A 17,453-nucleotide genomic window follows, 5' to 3' on the forward strand; every position below is an offset into this window, starting at 1 on the left:
TCCTCAGCATAATATATCCAGCCGAAAAGAGTATCCCTCCGCTGGGGTCGCTTCTATCGTGCCGCGTCTGATCGTTCAAGAGCGACTAGACCAAATGGTCGTCTCCATCGATTTGATACGATACTCGACTGGCAATTGGTCTTTTGCCTTCACCATAGAGGGAGTGCCTTTCCTCACACGGTGATGCGACGTAGCCGCGGAAACTGCGAAGAGAAGCGAGCGAGTTGGAGGCGCCAACGTCAAATGGGGGAAACGACCGCCTCGACTGCGACGAATCGGATTGCAGAGTTCGCTTAGCCTCCGCGCAATGGCTGCTGAAGGTTGTTTAATCGGGCGTAAAGGCCGTCCTTGACCTGAACCAGGGTCTCATGAGTGCCTTGCTCAATGACGTTACCTTGTTGCATGACGACGATCTTATCCGCTTGAACGATTGTGGAAAGTCGATGCGCTATCACAACAACCGTGCGTCCGGTCATTGCTCTGTCAAGAGCCATCTGAACAGCGGCTTCGGACTCCGTGTCGAGTGCGGAGGTTGCCTCGTCGAGCAAAAGAATGGGAGCATTGCGAACGAGGGCTCGGGCAATCGAAAGGCGTTGGCGTTCTCCGCCTGAAAGGGTGACGCCGTTCTCGCCTACAGGCGTGTCGTAGCCTGATGGCTTGGCCATTATGAAATCGTGGGCGTAGGCAAGCTCGGCCGCGATCTCCACTTCGGCATCCGTCGCATCGGGACGGCCGTAACGAATGTTATCGCGGATAGAGCCTTCGAAAAGGTAAGGCTGTTGTGACACGTAGGCCAGATGTCGCCTCAGCGAATCCTTCGTTATATGAGCAATATCCTGCCCATCGATGAAGATCTGACCCCCTGTGGGATCATAAAACCGCGGGATCAGATTGATGATGGTCGATTTGCCCGCGCCAGAAGGTCCGACGAGTGCGGTTGTTTTTCCGCCTTCCGCAACAAAGCTGATATTCTTCAGCACCGGCTGACCACCGTAAGCAAAATCAACATTTCGGAATTCAATTCTTGCTTCCGTCGTTCGCAGCGGCACCGCATCGGGAAGGTCGCGCTGGTTTGGCTGCATATCAAGAATGTCGTAGAGCATTCTGGCATTGACCGCCGCTCGCTCGAGATAAACCTGTAGCTTGGCGAGGCGTCGGACGGGATCATATGCGAGCAGTAGCGCGGTCACGAAGGAGAAGAATGCGCCTGGAGGGACATTGTAAAAGATGGAACGATATGCGGCGTATGCAAGCACCCCTGCCACAGCAATACCCGCAAAACTTTCCGTCATAGGTGCATTGCGTTCGGAAAGCCTGGCGATCTTGTTTGCGCGGCGTTCTGAATGGTCAATAATCTCATTCAGCTTCTTTTCAAGCTCACGCTCCATAGTAAATGCCTTTACGATGGGAATGCCTTGAATAGTCTCCTGCATCACACCGAAGGCACGACTGTTAAGTTGGATGGCCTCCTTTGTTGCTTGCCTAAGCCGCAGGGAAAGGTGCCTCAGACCAAAGACAAGCAATGGTGCGGCCACAAAGACGATCAAGCTAAGAAGCGGATCCTGATAGATCATAACGCCGACAAGCGAAATGAATGTGAGCAGATCGCGTGCTACTGAAGTGACTGTCAGGTTCATGACGTCACGGATACCGCCGATATTCTGATTGACCTGAGCAGCCAGTTGCGCTGATCTGTTCTGGTTATAGAAGCTGACCGACAAAGTCATGAGATGGGCGTAAACTCGCTTTTGATAGCGAGCGACGATGTTGTTTCCGATTTTCGATAGAGCCACAGCTTGTCCGTAGCTTGCGAAGCCACGAAGAACAAACGCGAGAAAAATCGACAAGCATATGACCCCAACCACCTCTGCGCGTTTGTTGGCGAATGCCTCGTCGATAATGACGCGCATGATCCAGGCGGTAAAGGCAGTAGAAAGCGCTACCGCGACCAAGCAGGCGATCGCGAAGCTATATCCCATGACGTGGTCACGACCATTTTCGGCCACGATGCGCTTAAGAACACGTACAATGGTGTCGCTATCGAGCGCGTTCCTTTTGCTTTTTGAGATTTTCAAGAATTAACTTCCTGTTCCTGCCATCGTTGTGGGCTGCGGATCGCTATAGTGGTTCAGCATGCGTTTGAACAGATGGTCCGGCCGATTGCGAAAACACGCTCTCCAACTGCGCCGCAAATTTCGACCAAACCGGCGACCAGGCCTTTACGCTGGGTCTAGAGAGCGGCCATGAGGGCAGCGACAGCCAGTGAGGCTCGATGGAGGGCGCCGGCTTCGTTCAAATGCGTATTGTCATAGCGACCGGAGGGGCCGATCAGTTCAACATTCTCGCCTGCGAATACCGTCGTGCCGTTGACGACGCTTGCCTGCGCGGCAAGGACTGCCGGACTGGTCTTGCCATAATAATAGGCTTCCTGGGCGACAAGGAACGGGCAGCCAGGGATCGCCCGATTGAACTCTGCAATGACCTTGTTCAAGGCCGCTGTGTAGGCTGCCTGTGAGGTGCCGGCGATTGTGTCGCTTTCCCCTTGTCCCCACATGATTGCGGTGCAGGGCAAGCCAAGGTCGCGGAGCCTCAGGCCGACGACATTGATGTTGTTGAATAGGTATGGAGCAGAGGTGGAGCTTGCCCACTGGTCCGCACGGGTGTTCCCGACAGCCATCGGTACAATGATCACGCGGTCGAAGTGTCCATCGATAATGAGCTTATCGGCCATGGCAAGCATCCATGTTCCGCGCTTTTCTGTGACGGGGCCGCCACTTACGTTGATGCCAAGCAACGGGTCTTTGGCTTGGTACAGCTTCCCGTCATAGATGTTGAGTTGGTCGATAGCCGAATTGGCCGGCACATATGGCGTCGGGACGTTGTTGACGCTGAGAGATTGCCCAATAAAGACGATGATGGCAACACGATTGCCGATCGTCCCGACCGGAACTTCAACCCGGCCTGTCAGGTCAAGGACAGGGTTCGCTCCAAAAATAGCGACATTCGGATATGTGAGGTGGCGTGGGTCCAGTTTACGAACGAGTGAGCTAAACCGCGGGTAACGGTCGGCCCATCGCAATACTGACGCTTTTTTTTTTGACAATTCTACTGCTCCACGCGGAAGATGCATGGACCTCCATCAACATATCCCGGCAACGATTTCAAGGAGAAGACCAGTACAATCCACGGCACCCAGAAATAAAACCGCGAGAGAAGATCGCGGCCGTTATCCTCGGTTGCCGCAGTGGCGAGATCAGGCAGCGGCGGGATGCTACGCTAAAAGGTCTAACCTGATTGGGGGGATGGGCTATGTCAGGTTATCTGCGATGTTCCCGCCGCCAAAAGACCGTTGAGGGCTCGAACGGGAAACACGGGCGAGCCCTCTTCTTTTTGAACCTGTTTGTTCTGCGTCGGGTTGAGGGCCCACATCACGGCGGACCGACGCAGGCCCTTGCACGGCGGGCTTCCCTTAGATCAGTTCGGCCAGGCAATCGGCGTGATGCCGCCGATGAACTCTTCAATGGTCGGCGGCGCCATCGCGCCAGGCAATGTAGGCTGCTGCCTGGGTGGCCCATAGCGCCTTTGTGCTACCCTCATAGCTACAATGGTGAGGCGATTGTCGTATTACCGCTGCTTTGCGACAGCATCGAAAGCCAGCTTGTAGTGATCAAGCGTCGGCACTTCGCCAACGATCATCGCATTCCCGAAAGCCCTTGGTCCTATGACCTAACTCCACAGCAAAACGACGCCAGAGACGTCGACATTCTTGTTGTTGAAGGTTTTATCGCGCCGCCGCATGGTCGTGCCAGATGGCTGTCCTGAGAGGCTGGCAATACACGCTCGCCTTCGACATGGAAGTTCATCTCATCAACGAAATGCACAAGGCCAAGGAAGCAAAGCCGGCGCGCTCAAAAGAAAAACGAAAGTCGTCAATCCTGGCGAGTAAAGTCAAACTCGCTTTTATGAGAAAGTGCTTATATAGTGGAAAACGCTAATCGAACCAAAGGCTTAGAATGGTGCCCGGAGGCGGATTTGAACCACCGACACGCGGATTTTCAATCCGCTGCTCTACCAACTGAGCTATCCGGGCATCGAGGCCTATGAAGCCTTCCGGCCCGAGGCCGGCGGGGGATGTCCCCCGGAGCGAGCGGGGTTATAACATCTTGTTCGGCCATGTCCAGCGCCAGAGCCCACTTTTTTGACAGGTTTGCAAAAATTGCAATTTCCTGAACAAAAACAGGCACGACCTGCCCGCCTCAGTCGTCCGAACCGTCGGCCTTGGTCTCGTCGTCCGAGACGGGAATGGCGTAGGAACCCGTCAGCCAGCGCGACAGGTCCAGCGTGCGGCAGCGGTCGGAGCAGAAGGGATAGTGGTCGCGGGCGGACGGCTTGCCGCATTCCGGGCAGGGCCTCGTTTTCCTGAGCGGCTCGACCTTGCCGCCGGTCTTGATCGGTTCTGATGTCATCTTTTGATTACTCCTTTCTACAGGGGCATGACGCATCTGGCAGCCTTCCAACGCCGATGACACCTGCGGGCGCAACCGGAGCACCTCTGGGCTTGCTCCACCGGCCTGCGCCGTCTGAATTCGCCTCTATCAGCCCTCCGGCCAGGCGGCCACCACGTCGAAGCCTTCACCGGCCAGAAGTCCGGTCACCTCGAAAAGCGGCAGGCCGACGACATTGGTGTAGGAGCCGACGAGTTTCTGGACGAACGATCCGGCAATACCCTGGATCGCGTAGGCGCCTGCCTTGCCGCGCCATTGCCCGGACGCGATATAGTTTTCGATCTCGCGGCTGGAAAGCCGCTTGAAGCGCACCTTGGTCTGCACCACCTTCTGGCGGAACTGGCCGCCGGGGGTGATGAGGCAGATGCCGGTATAGACCCAGTGGCCGCGTCCCGAGAGCAGGTGCAGGGCGGACGAAGCCTCCTGCGTATATTCGGTCTTTTCGAGAATGCGGCGGCCGACGGCGACGACCGTGTCGGCCGACAGGATATAGCTGTGCCGCCAGGCCGGATCGTTTCTGATCCCCGCCAACGCCGCTTCGGCCTTTTCGGTCGAAAGCCTGCGGGCAAGCGAACGCGGATGTTCGGATTTCTTCGGCGTCTCGTCGATATCCATCGGCATCAGCCGCGCCGGCGTAATGCCGGCCTGGTTGAGGAGGTCGAGGCGGCGCGGAGAACCGGAGGCCAGTATCAGCTTTTGTTCCAGCGCCATGAGAGCCCGCCGCGAATGATGAGGATTATTTGAAGCGGTAGGTGATGCGGCCCTTGGTCAGGTCGTAAGGTGTCATTTCGACGAGCACCTTGTCGCCGGCCAGAACGCGGATACGGTTCTTACGCATGCGGCCGGCGGTGTGGGCAATGATCTCGTGTTCGTTTTCCAGCTTCACGCGAAACGTCGCGTTGGGCAGGAGTTCGGTCACGACGCCCGGGAATTCGAGGACTTCTTCTTTAGCCATCTATAGTTTTTCTTCCTGTGTTGGTTTGGGCCGGCAACGCTTTTCGCGCCCGCCCGGAAATTTGCGCGGAAACTACACAATCATGTCCGCTTTGTGAACCTCGCTTGAGCGCTATTCTCAATGTCGTTTCAAGCGGCCTGCGGCGAGCGGTTTCAGGCGGTCTCGGCCGGATGCCGGCTGATGCCGGAAAGGCGCTCGTCGATCAACTTCCAGAGATGGTCGCGAACCTGCCGATAGGCATCCAGCATCTGGTCACGGGTGCCCGTCGCAGCGGTCGGGTCCATGGTCGGCCAGTAGACCACGTCCACGGCATTTGAACGGGTCAATTCCAGCGCGGCATGGTGGGCTTCCGGCGTCAGCGTGACGATCAGGTCGAAAAAATCATCCTCGAGTTGCTCCAGCGTACGCGGCTGGTGGCGGCCGATCGAAAGCCCGATCTCCTCCAGTACCGCATCCACGAAAGAATCGCGCTCGCCGGAGCGTACACCCGCCGACTGGATGTAAATATCGGGTGGCAGCAGCCGCTTTGCAATGGCCTCCGCCATCGGCGAACGGATGACGTTGAAGCCGCACATGAAAAGAATTGCGCCCGGTCTTTTGGCCTTCGTCAGGGGTGCGGGCACGGCCTCCATGCTCAGCCGCGCCAGTAGAGCACGCAGACCAGCGTGAAAAGCCGCCGCGCGGTATCGAAATTGACGCGGATCTTGCCGTCCAGCCGGTCCATCAGCGTCTGCGAGCCTTCGTTATGGACGCCACGGCGGCCCATGTCGATCGCCTCGATGCGGCTCGGGGTCGAGGAGCGGATCGCCTCGTAATAGCTCTCGCAGATCATGAAGTAATCCTTGATGATCCGCCGGAAGGGGGTCAGCGACAGGATATGGGTCGCGACCTGCTCGTCTTTGTCCGTGGTGATGCCGAGCATCAGCTTGGCATCGACGAGCGAGAGCTTCAGCTTGTAGGGGCCGCCGGCATGTCCGAGCGGCTCGAAGGAGTTTTCCTCGACGAGGTCGAAGATGGCAACCGCCCGCTCGTGTTCCACATCGGGCGTCGAGCGCCCGATCGAGTCGTCCAGAACGACGTCGTAGAGCCGGAAGTCTCCTTGCCCCATCCGTCAGCCCTCGTCGTCGAGGGGCAAGCCGTTCAGGCGGATCGCAACGGAACGGGCGTGGGCATCGAGGCCTTCGGAATCGGCAAGCGTGATCGCCGCGGGGGCAAGCTGGCGGAGCTGATCAGGCCCGAGCCGTAGGATCGAGGTGCGCTTGACGAAATCGAGCACCGAAAGGCCGGACGAGAAACGGGCCGAGCGGGCGGTCGGAAGCACGTGGTTGGAACCGCCGACATAATCGCCGATCACTTCCGGCGTGTGACGGCCGATGAAGATCGCGCCGGCATTGCGGATGCCCGGCAGCAGCGCGTCGGGATCTGCAACGGCGAGTTCCAGGTGCTCGGCGGCGATGCGGTTGGCGAGCGGCAGCGCGGCCTGCAGGTCCGGCACCAGGATGACAGCACCGAAATCGCGCCAGCTGGCGGCAGCGGTCTGCGAACGCGACAGGGTCTTCAGCTGGCGTTCGACGGCCGCCTCCACCGCCTTGCCGAGCCCGGCATCGTCGGTGACGAGGATCGACTGCGCACCGGCATCGTGTTCGGCCTGGGCAAGCAGATCGGCCGCCAGCCAGTCCGGATCGTTTTCCCCGTCGGCGATGACGAGGACTTCCGAGGGGCCGGCGATCATGTCGATGCCGACGGTGCCGAAGACATGGCGCTTGGCAGCCGCCACATAGGCATTGCCGGGGCCGACGATCTTCGCGACCGGGGCGATCGTCTCGGTGCCATAGGCGAGTGCAGCCACGGCCTGGGCGCCGCCGATGCGGTAGATCTCGGTGACGCCGGCGATGTTGGCGGCGGCAAGCACTGCGGGATTGATCGTTCCGCCGTTGGCCGGCACGACCATAACCACACGCGGCACGCCGGCGACCCTTGCCGGCACTGCATTCATCAGCACGGAACTCGGATAGCTCGCGGTGCCGCCCGGAACATAGAGCCCGACCGCCTCGATCGCCGTCCAGCGAGACCCAAGGCCAACGCCGATCGCGTCCTCGTAGATGTCGTCCTTCGGCATTTGGCGGGCATGATGGCGCTCAATGCGCTCGGCGGCGAACTTCAGCGCGTCGATCACCTTCCGGTCGGTCGCGGCAAGTGCGGCGCCGATCTCGGCCTCGGTCACCTTTATTCCGACCTTGGCGAGGTCGATACCGTCGAAACGGGCAGAATAATCGATCAGCGCCCGATCGCCGCGAGCGCGCACATCGTCGATGATGGCGCGCACCACCGTGTTCACGTCTTCCGAGACCTCCCGCTTGGTCGACAGAAATGCCGAAAACCTTGCCTCAAAATCCGGCGACGCCTGATCCAGCCAAATTGCCAAGCGGATATTCCTTCCAGCTCAAAAAACGATGTTATCCCGGTCGGGCCGATCGGACAAACGGGCCAGATCAGGGATGACGGGGCTTGGACGCCGTTTCCCATGCGCCGCCGACATCCGCAAGAGCAACTTCGATGCATTCGACGTCGAGCGCAATCGTCGATTTACCGGAAAGCACCAGTTCGATCGTGCCTTCCGGGCCGTCGCCCTTCTGCGAGAAGGTGATCGCCAGCAGCGACAGGACCTCATCCTTGCGGCCGCGGTTGATGCCGGTCGAGCGCACCGCCTCGACCCGCTTGAAGACAATCGCCGCACGGCGGCGTTCGAACCCCTTGCGCTGCTTGGCCGCGGCATTCTCCCAGACGAAGCGGTTGGCGGCGAGCGAGAAGTTGCGCTCGGGCTGCGACCAGCGCACGTCGCCCACCTTGAAGACCGCATCCTGCATATGGGCGGAAATCACGCCCAAGTCGTCCGTATCAAGGGCCAGCAGCTTCAAGTCGGTCATCGCTTCCAATATCCATCCAGAGGCACGTATTCACGCGAAAGTTCTTAGGACTTGAGATAGGATGTGGCGAGGCAAGAAGCAACGGCGGAGCGCAAGGCAGAACGCAGCTTTATCCGCACCGACGGATGTGTCGCACGGTTGAGGAGGGAGATGGGGCGGGCAGACAACGCACAGACCATTCTGCGCCTGAAGGACGGTCGCGTCATGACCTGCCGATATAGGCGGCGAGTTCATCCGGCGTCTCATTTGGGAAGGCCTGCTTGAGAAACTCCAGAAACGCCGACACGCGGGCACTGAGCAGCCGCCGGGAAGGATAGAGCGCCCATAGTGCGATCTCCGATCCCTCTATATCCCCCCAATGCAGCAAGGTGCCGTCGGCCAGATCGTGGCTCACCAGCGAGATCGGCAAACGTGCGGCGCCAACGCCTGCCCGGACCGCATCCCGCACCATGATCAGCGACGACAGAGAAAGGACGGGCTCGATGGTGATCTTCGCGGACCCTTTTGAAGTCGCGACATTCCAGGTCTGTCGATCGCCGGCGCCGCGCACGACCCCCGGCACTGGAGAGTCGCCCACAGTCCGGGGAAGACTGGGACTTGCAACCACAACCAGACGGTCATGGAGAAAGGCGCGGCCGATGAGACTTTCGTCGGGATCCGGATTGACCCGGATCACAAGATCATAGCCTTCCTCGATCATGTCGACAGCCCGATCTTCGGTCGTGATCTCCAGCCGCACCTCGGGATATTTCAATGCGAATCCCGCCGCGATCCTGCCCATCGCGGTCTGGGAAAACAGGAGTGGCGCGCTGATCCGCAAGCGGCCACGCGGCTTCTCAGCACCCGATGCAATAGTCGCAGCCGTCTCGTCGAGTTCGGAGAGCAGCCTCGCCGTCCGCTCGAAGAGCGCCCGTCCTTCCTCGGTGAGCTTCAGGTCACGCACGCCCCGCTCGAACAGGCGCAGACCGAGGCTGCTTTCCAGTTCTCCAACCCGTCGGGACAGGGTCGCCTTGGGCCGGCCGGTGGCCCTTGCCGCCTTCCCGAAGCCGCCATAGCGGGCGACGAGGTTGAAATCAGCCAGTGCAACGAGGTCCATAGTCTGTTCCGGAGATGAGACGGTGTGTCTAGATTGAGTGTCTATTAGAGCGATAATGATCCGGTCATATTCGGGGTGTCAAGCAAACAAACCCGGAGAAATATCATGACCATTCTCGTTACCGGCGCCACAGGCAATGTTGGCAGCCAGGTCGTCGAACACCTCGTCAAGCGCGGCGCTGATGTCCGTGCTCTTGTCCGCGACCCCTCGAAAGCCGTTTTCCCGGCGGGCGTCAGCGTCGTGCAGGGCGACTTCCTCGATATCGATTCACTGCGAAACGCCATGTCTGGAGTTTCCACGTTGTTCCTCTTGAACGCAGTGGTGCCGGACGAATTCACCCAAGCGCTGGTCGCGCTCAACGTCGCCCGCTCAGCCGGCATCGAACGGATCGTCTACCTGTCGGTGATCCACCCGGACGTCTACGTGAACGTCCCGCACTTCGCCGGCAAGTTCGGTGTCGAGCGGATGATCGAACAGATGGGCATGAACGCCACGATCCTGCGTCCGGCCTACTTCATGCAGAACGATCTGATGATCAAGGATGCCATCACCGGCTACGGCGTCTACCCGATGCCGGTTGGCGACAAGGGTCTCGCCATGATCGACGTCCGCGATATAGCGGAGATCGCCGCCCGGGAACTGCTGCGTCGGGAACAGGCTGCACAGCCGCTCCCGCTCGACCGCATCAACCTCGTCGGTCCCGACACACTCACGGGAACGGATATCGCCGCCATCTGGTCGGACGTTCTTGCCCGCCAGATCAACTATGGCGGTGGCGATACGGCAGCCTTCGAGCAGAACCTCAAGCAGTTCATGCCGCAATGGATGGCCTATGACATGCGCATGATGGGCGAGCGGTTCCTGACCGACGGAATGCTGCCCGAGGCCGGCGACGTCGAGCGCCTGACTGCGCTTCTGGGCCGCCCGCTGCGCCGATATGGCGACTTCGCCTCGGAAACCGCGGCTGCTGCCTGAGGCAGGCCGTCCCACAATATCAAAACAAGGACCATCGTCATGATCTATGCGACCGCCATCGTCCCGGTAAATCCGGAAGGCGAAACAAAGCTCACCCGCGAGCAGGTCTGGAGCGGCCTGCAGCTGAAGGCGCGTGATGCGCGCCTGTTCCTTCCGCCGGGTCTCTGCACCCGCTGCGACGTCATGGAAGAAAGTTCGACCCACTTCGTGCGCGAGGCCACCATCGGCGGTGTTGATCTCCGCGAAATCATCACCTTTGAACCGCAGAGCAAGGTCACGTTCTTCCAGGCAACCGGTCCGCGCGAAGGCGCCATCATCAACGAGCTGTTCGAGGATGAAGCCGGCGCACTGCAGCTTCGGTTCTATTGCTATCTCGGCCTGCGGGGCAAGCAGCCCAATGGCCCCGAGGAGCAGGCTGAGCAGACCCAGTTCGACAGCGACAACGGCTACAAAGCGGCCTTGCTGTCGACGCTGAAGCGGACCCGCGAACTGCTCGCAGAGGGAAGGCTCTAATCATCACCGGAGATACAGACGCAGGCGCCTCTCAAGGAGGCGCCTGCGTTGCGAGTGAACCAAATGATGCCCAAATCCATCCCCGACGCGTCCAATCGTGCTTTCCATCTCGCCAGCACCAAGCGATAGGGATCACGAGTGGCCGCCGGCAAACCCCACCGCCTCCGACATTCAGCTGGGAAAATCGGCGGAAAGGCTGACTTCCTCCCAGAGTTCGATCTGGGCCAGGCGCTCCTTCAGCTTCTGGGTGACGGCATTATAGCAGATGGCCCCCAGTACCAGGTGGCGAGGCGCCTGATCCGCCTCGGTCGCGGCGATCATCGCCTCGCCGGCCCGCACCGGATCGCCCGGCTGGCGGCCGCTATAGCCGGCTGTCGCGCCCATGCGGGCGGCGGCTGTCTCGGCGTAGTCGGTAATCGTGCTCGGCGTCTGCTTCAGGGATCGGCCGGCCCAGTCGGTGCGGAACGGCCCGGGCTCGACGCAGGTGACCTTGATGCCGAGCGGCGCGCCTTCATGGGCGAGCGCATCGGAAAAACCTTCGACTGCATGCTTGCTCGCCGCATAATAGCCGGAGCTCGCAAGGCCCATGAAACCGGCCATCGAGGTGATGTTGAGGATGTGGCCCTTGCGCTGCGCACGCATGCCCGGCAGCACGGCGCGGGTCATGGCGAACAGGCCGAAGACGTTGGCGTCGAACATGGCGCGGATCTCGTCCTCCTCACCTTCCTCGATCGACGCCTGATAACCGTAGCCGGCATTGTTGACCAGCACGTCGATGCGGCCGAACTTCTCTTCGGCGGCCGAAACTGCATCGGCAATCTGCTTCATGTCCGTCACGTCGAGATCGAGCGCCAGGACATGATCCTTGCCATCGGCCAGATCGGCGACCCGATCCTTGCCGCGGGCCGTGACGACGGTCGGCCAACCGCGCTCGATCGTCAGCTTGGCGAGTTCGCGGCCAAAGCCGGTGGAGCAGCCGGTAATGAACCAGACGGGGGAGTGTGCATCGGTCATGGGAAAATCTCCGTAGGGTGCCGGATCAAACAATATGAGGCGGGAAAGAGATGGACGTCCAAAAAAGATAGAAACGCAAAAAAGGACGGCAAGGGCAAAGCCCCAACCGTCCTTTGCAAAATATCCGCCTTGCGGGTCGATCAGTCGCTGACGCGTTCGACCACCGCGCCGCAGCGTGTGAGCTTTTCTTCCAAGCGCTCGAAACCGCGGTCGAGGTGATAGACACGGCTGACCATGGTCTCGCCTTCGGCGGCAAGGCCGGCGATGACCAGCGACACGGAGGCGCGCAGGTCGGTCGCCATGACCGGGGCGCCCTTCAGCCGCGTCACGCCTTCGACCCGGGCCTTCTGCCCGGAGAGCGAGATCCTGGCACCCAGGCGGGCGAGCTCCTGCACGTGCATGAAGCGGTTCTCGAAAATGGTCTCGGTAATGTTCGAGATGCCGGAAGACCGGGTCATCAGCGCCATGAACTGCGCCTGCAGGTCGGTCGGGAAGCCCGGGAAAGGCTCGGTGGTGATATCGACCGGCTGGATGCCGTTGCCGTTGCGCACGACGCGCAGCCCGCTTTCCGTCTCGGTGATGTGGGCGCCGGCCAGGCGCAGCGTGTCGAGAGCGTTGTCGAGCAGCGATGCTTCGGTGCCCTCGAGCACGACATCGCCGCCGGCCATCGCAACCGCCATGGCATAGGTACCTGTCTCGATGCGATCCGGCAGGACCCGGTGGCGGGCGCCCGAGAGTGAGGTGACGCCCTCGATGGTGATCGTCTGGGTGCCGGCGCCGGAAATCTTGGCGCCCATGGCGGTCAGGCATTTTGCGAGATCGACGACCTCCGGCTCACGTGCGGCGTTTTCGATCACCGTCGTGCCGCGGGCAAGCGTCGCCGCCATCATCATAACGTGCGTCGCGCCGACCGACACTTTCGGGAAGACGTAGCGGGCGCCGATCAGGCCACCCTTCGGCGCCGTGGCGTTCACATAACCGCCGTCGACCTCCAGGGTGGCGCCGAGCGCCTGCAGGCCTTCGAGGAAGAGATCCACCGGACGCGTGCCGATGGCGCAGCCGCCCGGCAGCGAAACGCGCGCCTGGCCTTCGCGCGCGAGCAGCGGCCCGATGACCCAGAAGCTCGCCCGCATCTTCGAGACCAGCTCGTAGGGAGCGGTCGTATCGACGATGGTGCGGCAGGTGAAGTTGATGGTGCGGGAATAACTCTCTTCCTGACGCTCGCGGCGGCCGTTGACGGCGACATCGACGCCGTGATTGCCGAGGATGCGCAGGAGCTGCTCCACGTCGGCCAGATGCGGCACATTTTCGAGCGTCAGCGTATCGCTGGTCAGAAGGGAGGCGATCATTAGCGGCAGAGCGGCGTTTTTCGCTCCCGAGATCGGAATGGTGCCCTTGAGTTCGTTGCCGCCCACAATTCTGATGCGATCCATAAGTTGTAACTCTTCCTTCTGAGCGCGAAAGGTGGCGTCCTTAAACGAAATCCGCCGCTGCTTCAATGATTGCTGAAATGGCCTGCCCGAATAGCCTGCCCGCTGACCCGTCTCGGCGCATAAGCTATGATGATTCGTCCGTTTTTGCGGCAGGCAGCCCTTCCGTCGAATCCTCCTCGCCCGCCCGGCGCGCCCGCGCCTGGGTCTTGCGGCGCATCAGATTCTCCCGAAGCTTGGCCGCAGCCTTTGCCTTGCGCTGCGCCTCGCGCGCTACAGCCGCCTTGCGAGCCCGGTCGCCGCGGCCTTGGCCGATATCTGCGCCTTCTGGATCGTGCCGTTCTTCATCATTCGCCATGGCTTTCCATACCCAAAAAGCGGGCTTCTTGAAAGCAGAAGCGACGTTTTCTCCACCCGCTGGCAAAGAACTTGGAATTTGCGGCTTGCGCTGCCGGTGAACCTATGGCAATAGGCCGCTGCCGACGACGCGGGTCTTTCGCGCCGGCTGACGCTGCTATAGCTCAGGGGTAGAGCACTCCCTTGGTAAGGGAGAGGCCGAGAGTTCAAATCTCTCTAGCAGCACCATTTTCCTGTTATAATGTTCAACTAGAGCAGATCCTGTGATCGATGAATCGATTGTGAGGTGACGCGGCGAGCCGAAGCTGATTCAACATCCACAGCGATGAGGTGGGTGATGGCGCAAGCATTGAGCGATGATCTTCGACTACGCGTATTAAAGGCGTCTGCGGCCGGCATGTCAGCAAGGCAAGCCGCAGCCCGGTTCGGGGTTGGGATTTCGACGGCCATCCGGTGGATCGCAAGAGCGAAAGACGGCGAGCCGACCTCCCGGCCGCAAGGTTGGCGACGACCGTCGGTGCTGGACGCACACGAGGCATTCGTTGTTGAGCTAATCGAAGACCGTAAGGACGTAACGCTCGATGAAATGGTCGAGCGCTTGTCCGTCGAGCGGCAAGTGAGGATCAGCCGGAGTGCACTTGGTGCCTGGTTGCGAGGCCGCGGATGGACCTTTAAAAAAAGTCCGCACATGCACTGGAGCAAGACCGGCCGGATGTCCTGAAGCGCCGGCGCGTCTGGTTTGATGGTCAGCTCGACCTCGATCCCGAGAAGCTAATATTTATAGACGAAACCGGCCTTTCGACGAAGATGGCACGTCTGCGCGGGCGTGCAATTCGAGGCGAGCGTTGCCGCGCCGGCGTGCCACATGGCCATTGGAAAACAACGACCTTCACCGGAGCATTGCGTCTCACCGGAATGACCGCGCCATTTGTCTATGATGGCGCCATGAACGGTAACGTCTTCCTGGCCTACGTCGAGCAGGTGCTGGTCCCGACTCTTCAGGTCGGTGATGTCGTCGTCATGGACAACTTGCCGGCACACAAGACATCCGGTGTGCGGGATGCCATCGAGCGGGCCGGCGCCAAGCTCATGTTCCTGCCGCCCTATAGTCCCGACTTCAATCCCATCGAAAACGCATTCTCGAAATCGAAAGCCATGTTGCGGGCGCGGGCGGAGCGAAAGGTCGATGCTCTATGGGATGCCGTCGGCGCCTTGATCCCCCGCTTCACACCGGCAGAATGCGCAAACTACTTCAGGGCTGCTGGATATGACCCGGATTGAACAGGATGTGCTCTAGTTGGCTGCTATCAGGGTCTGAAAAGCGCCTTGGTTTTGCTGATGTGGTGGGCCGCCTACGCTTGGCAAGGGACATTTAATGTTTCGGCAGATCGATCGGGTGTAGGCATGTGTTCGGCCTTTGACTGCCGCTTATGCATGCCGTTGACCCTGATGTAGTCTCGCGGATTGGATCCCAGACAGCCCAACGCGCTTTCAAGGGGCGCCCACTGATCGGGTTGTCCGATCCCGACTCGACCGTTCGCCATCACGCCATTTTTACCTCACCAATTCCAGCAGCCGTGGCCGTCGCGCGTAAGCTTGCTGTCGTCATCATACCATGCTCAAAATGGAGAGTATCTTCAATACGGCCGCAGGAGTGACAGCATTGCATGGCGCTCAAAACTGGGCATTTGAAGCCTCGGTGCCGAGACGTGAGCCGAGCCATTTCGTTGATGGGGCTGCATCGCTGTGCCAACTGAATGCGTCGTCCACATTGAAGGCTCGTCCCGAGAGCTCCATCCTGCTGCGACTGATCTCGTCTGCGAAGACAATCATGCAGCCGGCGGCGCTGCTTCGACAAAACTTGCTCTTGACGTGCCAATTGCAATTAGACAGTCACGTGGCGAGTTTCACCGGGATGATTGGCAAAAGGGGCCGTCAAAACTCAAGAGACGTCTTGCCGCATAGCGTTCAGGATAGGTTATCTTGACGACAAAAGCCTTGGCCGCATAGGACCATTTATTTCGCCCGGCGCGTCCGCGGTGAATGATATAGAGGCATCCCGGAACATCGAACGCCGCGTCTTCGACTTTCGTCCAAGCGCCTAAGAACTTTCGGAAATTGTTCACAAATCCCGACCAGCCTCCATAAGCGATCATAGAGTCATAGTTAAGGATCAATGCATCGCGCTTCCCCGTGGCGGATTCATGCAGCCCGGCATATTCGCCCAATCCGGCGGGGGTATCGAACGCTTGCAGGCCCGATCGGTCGAGGATCACGGAATTGCGGCTCTGCAAGGCAGGAGTGTTCCTGATGGTATCAGCAAAAGCCTCTTGTCGCAGGTGGTCGATGTAAAATGTGCCATACACGAACCACCAATTTACAACGAACACCACGATCAAGCCGCCAAAAGAGGCGACTTTCATCCGATGACGTTCATCGGGATTCCTCGCCGGAAAAACGGCACATATAACCTTGAATAGACCCAGCGTCGAAAATGCCGCGCCGAAGGGAAGCAGTATCTGAAAACGGGTGGTGGGCCAAGTTTCGTAGGAGGGTTCCTTCCCGACCATCACATAGGCTAAGGCGCCCAGTCCCAGCAGCACGACACCGATGCCGATCAGTCCTCTTCCACTACGTTCGGTCTCGCGGCTGCCGCACACTCGATCGGATGTGATCAAATAGATCGCCAACATGACCGCTACGAATATTAGCAAGAGAAGCTTCTTTTCGAGATATATGCCATCAAATGGGAATAAGTTGAGGAATATTACCTTAATTTCTGAAGTTATGATAGAGAATTTTATATTGATAATATTGTAATCAGCGACAAACATACCGCTTTTTTTGAAAAAGAAATGCTGAATTATAGCATATATGAACGGGATCAGCACAATAAAGGCTGTCTTTTTGATGACGTATTTGATTCTTTTCGACCTTCTGTCAATTAGAAATTCGTCAGTTAAAGTTTTGGATTCTTTATAAAAGAGGTATATTCCTAGGATAAGCACCAGCAAGAACGCTGGAACTAGAGAATTGAATTGAAATGAAAATATAAACAATAAATACGAAAAGTATTCTTTATGTCTGTTGTTTTCTTTTACCGAAATGACAAAAATATAAGTGGCGAAGACAAAGATTAGTAGGAAAAAAGACGCCGGGTTGTTGATTGCCGCAATTCTGGCATAGTAGAGAGGCTGGATCCCCGCCAGAATAGATAGGGACAATCTATCAATTTTTGAGAAATCGAACGATTTTAGTATAAGATAAAACATGTGAACGATAAGATATCCTAAAATAAATGTAGAAAAAGCGTAAATCCACCAGCCCGCCGTCTGTACAGCGTGATGATAGTAGCCCACAAGCGGGGATCCTGCCTGTGTAAAAACAGAAAAAAGCATATCTTTACTGGCGCCAGAAAGGCTCCAGTCGTCCCAATACCTGGCTTCTGATAAAAGAAAAATGGGAAGGTGGGCGACCGCGTAAACAAAGAACAATTGTAATTCAGCTCTTTTAAGAAAAATTTGCATGTCAGGCACCCGACGGCGTTCCTTATGTAGCGAGACGTCCATTGTTTCACAGAACGTTAGGCTTGTGCTGCATGGTCGATGAATTTTTATGTTTTCTACGGCCCAAAATGTTGTGCGGCAAGCCGTAGCCGGACAGAGGGCATGTCATCAATGG

The 17,453-nt window shown here is 58.6% G+C and carries 17 protein-coding genes and 2 tRNA genes; 4 read left to right on the top strand and 15 right to left on the bottom strand.

From position 1 onward, the window contains the following. Positions 1 to 293: 293 nt before the first annotated feature. From C5J24_RS30145 to C5J24_RS30200, 11 genes are all read right to left on the bottom strand, one after another. Positions 294 to 2,075 (bottom strand): ABC transporter ATP-binding protein, encoded by a 1,782-nt coding sequence (locus C5J24_RS30145; RefSeq protein WP_105423326.1) that lies wholly within the window; start codon positions 2,073 to 2,075, stop codon positions 294 to 296. 155 nt (positions 2,076 to 2,230) lie between these two features. After that, positions 2,231 to 3,103 carry a sialate O-acetylesterase gene (locus C5J24_RS30150; RefSeq protein WP_172724187.1) on the bottom strand — a complete coding sequence of 291 codons (873 nt, stop codon included), beginning with the start codon at positions 3,101 to 3,103 and terminating at the stop codon, positions 2,231 to 2,233. Between the two features lie 911 nt (positions 3,104 to 4,014). Then, positions 4,015 to 4,090: transfer RNA gene (locus tag C5J24_RS30160), tRNA-Phe, on the bottom strand. A 166-nt stretch (positions 4,091 to 4,256) separates the two neighbouring features. Beyond that, positions 4,257 to 4,466, bottom strand: coding sequence for a DNA gyrase inhibitor YacG (yacG, locus tag C5J24_RS30165; RefSeq protein ID WP_046607348.1), 210 nt, complete (start codon positions 4,464 to 4,466; stop codon positions 4,257 to 4,259). Between the two features lie 129 nt (positions 4,467 to 4,595). Beyond that, positions 4,596 to 5,216: a Maf-like protein gene (locus tag C5J24_RS30170; protein ID WP_105423332.1), complete on the bottom strand. Its 621-nt coding sequence runs from the start codon at positions 5,214 to 5,216 to the stop codon at positions 4,596 to 4,598. 25 nt (positions 5,217 to 5,241) lie between these two features. Continuing rightward, positions 5,242 to 5,460: a translation initiation factor IF-1 gene (gene infA, locus C5J24_RS30175; RefSeq protein WP_004435948.1), complete on the bottom strand. Its 219-nt coding sequence runs from the start codon at positions 5,458 to 5,460 to the stop codon at positions 5,242 to 5,244. Between the two features lie 152 nt (positions 5,461 to 5,612). Further along, entirely contained in the window at positions 5,613 to 6,092 is a 480-nt protein-coding gene (locus C5J24_RS30180; protein WP_105423334.1) for a low molecular weight phosphatase family protein, read from the bottom strand. A 2-nt stretch (positions 6,093 to 6,094) separates the two neighbouring features. Then, on the bottom strand, positions 6,095 to 6,568 hold the full coding sequence (locus C5J24_RS30185; protein ID WP_105423336.1) for a UPF0262 family protein: 474 nt from the start codon (positions 6,566 to 6,568) through the stop codon (positions 6,095 to 6,097). Between the two features lie 3 nt (positions 6,569 to 6,571). Further along, complete coding sequence (gene hisD / locus C5J24_RS30190; protein ID WP_105423338.1) at positions 6,572 to 7,885, bottom strand: histidinol dehydrogenase; 1,314 nt, start codon at positions 7,883 to 7,885, stop codon at positions 6,572 to 6,574. Between the two features lie 67 nt (positions 7,886 to 7,952). Then, on the bottom strand, positions 7,953 to 8,387 hold the full coding sequence (locus C5J24_RS30195) for a DUF2948 family protein (RefSeq protein ID WP_037088200.1): 435 nt from the start codon (positions 8,385 to 8,387) through the stop codon (positions 7,953 to 7,955). A 202-nt stretch (positions 8,388 to 8,589) separates the two neighbouring features. Next, a complete protein-coding gene (locus tag C5J24_RS30200; protein ID WP_105423340.1) occupies positions 8,590 to 9,483 on the bottom strand; it encodes a LysR family transcriptional regulator in 894 nt (297 codons plus the stop codon). Between the two features lie 105 nt (positions 9,484 to 9,588). On the opposite strand from C5J24_RS30200, the gene C5J24_RS30205 reads away from it, so the two are divergent. Both C5J24_RS30205 and C5J24_RS30210 read left to right on the top strand, forming a co-directional pair. Continuing rightward, positions 9,589 to 10,458, top strand: coding sequence for an SDR family oxidoreductase (locus C5J24_RS30205; RefSeq protein ID WP_105423343.1), 870 nt, complete (start codon positions 9,589 to 9,591; stop codon positions 10,456 to 10,458). A gap of 39 nt (positions 10,459 to 10,497) precedes the next feature. Further along, positions 10,498 to 10,971, top strand: coding sequence for an SRPBCC family protein (locus tag C5J24_RS30210; RefSeq protein WP_105423345.1), 474 nt, complete (start codon positions 10,498 to 10,500; stop codon positions 10,969 to 10,971). Between the two features lie 171 nt (positions 10,972 to 11,142). Here C5J24_RS30210 and C5J24_RS30215 read toward each other — a convergent pair whose 3' ends face one another. From C5J24_RS30215 to C5J24_RS30225, 3 genes are all read right to left on the bottom strand, one after another. Further along, positions 11,143 to 11,985, bottom strand: a complete 843-nt coding sequence (locus C5J24_RS30215; protein ID WP_105423347.1) for an oxidoreductase — start codon at positions 11,983 to 11,985, stop codon at positions 11,143 to 11,145. A gap of 140 nt (positions 11,986 to 12,125) precedes the next feature. After that, positions 12,126 to 13,418, bottom strand: coding sequence for a UDP-N-acetylglucosamine 1-carboxyvinyltransferase (murA, locus tag C5J24_RS30220; RefSeq protein ID WP_105423349.1), 1,293 nt, complete (start codon positions 13,416 to 13,418; stop codon positions 12,126 to 12,128). A 124-nt stretch (positions 13,419 to 13,542) separates the two neighbouring features. After that, entirely contained in the window at positions 13,543 to 13,773 is a 231-nt protein-coding gene (locus tag C5J24_RS30225; RefSeq protein ID WP_105423351.1) for a hypothetical protein, read from the bottom strand. Between the two features lie 152 nt (positions 13,774 to 13,925). Between C5J24_RS30225 and C5J24_RS30230 the strand changes: the two genes are divergently transcribed. Together C5J24_RS30230 and C5J24_RS30235 are read left to right on the top strand one after the other, a co-directional pair. Further along, positions 13,926 to 14,000: transfer RNA gene (locus C5J24_RS30230), tRNA-Thr, on the top strand. A 109-nt stretch (positions 14,001 to 14,109) separates the two neighbouring features. After that, positions 14,110 to 15,053, top strand: a protein-coding gene (locus C5J24_RS30235; RefSeq protein ID WP_205836991.1) for an IS630 family transposase whose coding sequence is annotated in 2 segments (ribosomal slippage) — positions 14,110 to 14,446 and positions 14,446 to 15,053 — 945 coding nt in all. Because the reading frame shifts where the segments join, the coding sequence is not laid out codon by codon here. A gap of 626 nt (positions 15,054 to 15,679) precedes the next feature. Here the strand turns inward: C5J24_RS30235 and C5J24_RS30240 are convergent. After that, positions 15,680 to 17,299, bottom strand: coding sequence for a hypothetical protein (locus C5J24_RS30240; RefSeq protein ID WP_245446863.1), 1,620 nt, complete (start codon positions 17,297 to 17,299; stop codon positions 15,680 to 15,682). Between the last annotated feature and the right edge of the window lie 154 nt (positions 17,300 to 17,453).

The organism is Neorhizobium sp. T25_27, assembly GCF_002968565.1.
Classification (GTDB): Bacteria; Pseudomonadota; Alphaproteobacteria; order Rhizobiales; family Rhizobiaceae; genus Neorhizobium; species Neorhizobium tomejilense.

Coding starts and splice junctions, on each gene's coding strand:
- C5J24_RS30185 (WP_105423336.1), bottom strand. CDS start 6,568: ATGGGGCAAGGAGACTTCCGGCTCTACGACGTCGTTCTGGACGACTCG.
- infA (WP_004435948.1), bottom strand. CDS start 5,460: ATGGCTAAAGAAGAAGTCCTCGAATTCCCGGGCGTCGTGACCGAACTC.
- C5J24_RS30240 (WP_245446863.1), bottom strand. CDS start 17,299: ATGCAAATTTTTCTTAAAAGAGCTGAATTACAATTGTTCTTTGTTTAC.
- C5J24_RS30180 (WP_105423334.1), bottom strand. CDS start 6,092: ATGGAGGCCGTGCCCGCACCCCTGACGAAGGCCAAAAGACCGGGCGCA.
- C5J24_RS30210 (WP_105423345.1), top strand. CDS start 10,498: ATGATCTATGCGACCGCCATCGTCCCGGTAAATCCGGAAGGCGAAACA.
- murA (WP_105423349.1), bottom strand. CDS start 13,418: ATGGATCGCATCAGAATTGTGGGCGGCAACGAACTCAAGGGCACCATT.
- C5J24_RS30170 (WP_105423332.1), bottom strand. CDS start 5,216: ATGGCGCTGGAACAAAAGCTGATACTGGCCTCCGGTTCTCCGCGCCGC.
- C5J24_RS30195 (WP_037088200.1), bottom strand. CDS start 8,387: ATGACCGACTTGAAGCTGCTGGCCCTTGATACGGACGACTTGGGCGTG.
- C5J24_RS30215 (WP_105423347.1), bottom strand. CDS start 11,985: ATGACCGATGCACACTCCCCCGTCTGGTTCATTACCGGCTGCTCCACC.
- C5J24_RS30200 (WP_105423340.1), bottom strand. CDS start 9,483: ATGGACCTCGTTGCACTGGCTGATTTCAACCTCGTCGCCCGCTATGGC.
- C5J24_RS30225 (WP_105423351.1), bottom strand. CDS start 13,773: ATGGCGAATGATGAAGAACGGCACGATCCAGAAGGCGCAGATATCGGC.
- yacG (WP_046607348.1), bottom strand. CDS start 4,466: ATGACATCAGAACCGATCAAGACCGGCGGCAAGGTCGAGCCGCTCAGG.
- C5J24_RS30205 (WP_105423343.1), top strand. CDS start 9,589: ATGACCATTCTCGTTACCGGCGCCACAGGCAATGTTGGCAGCCAGGTC.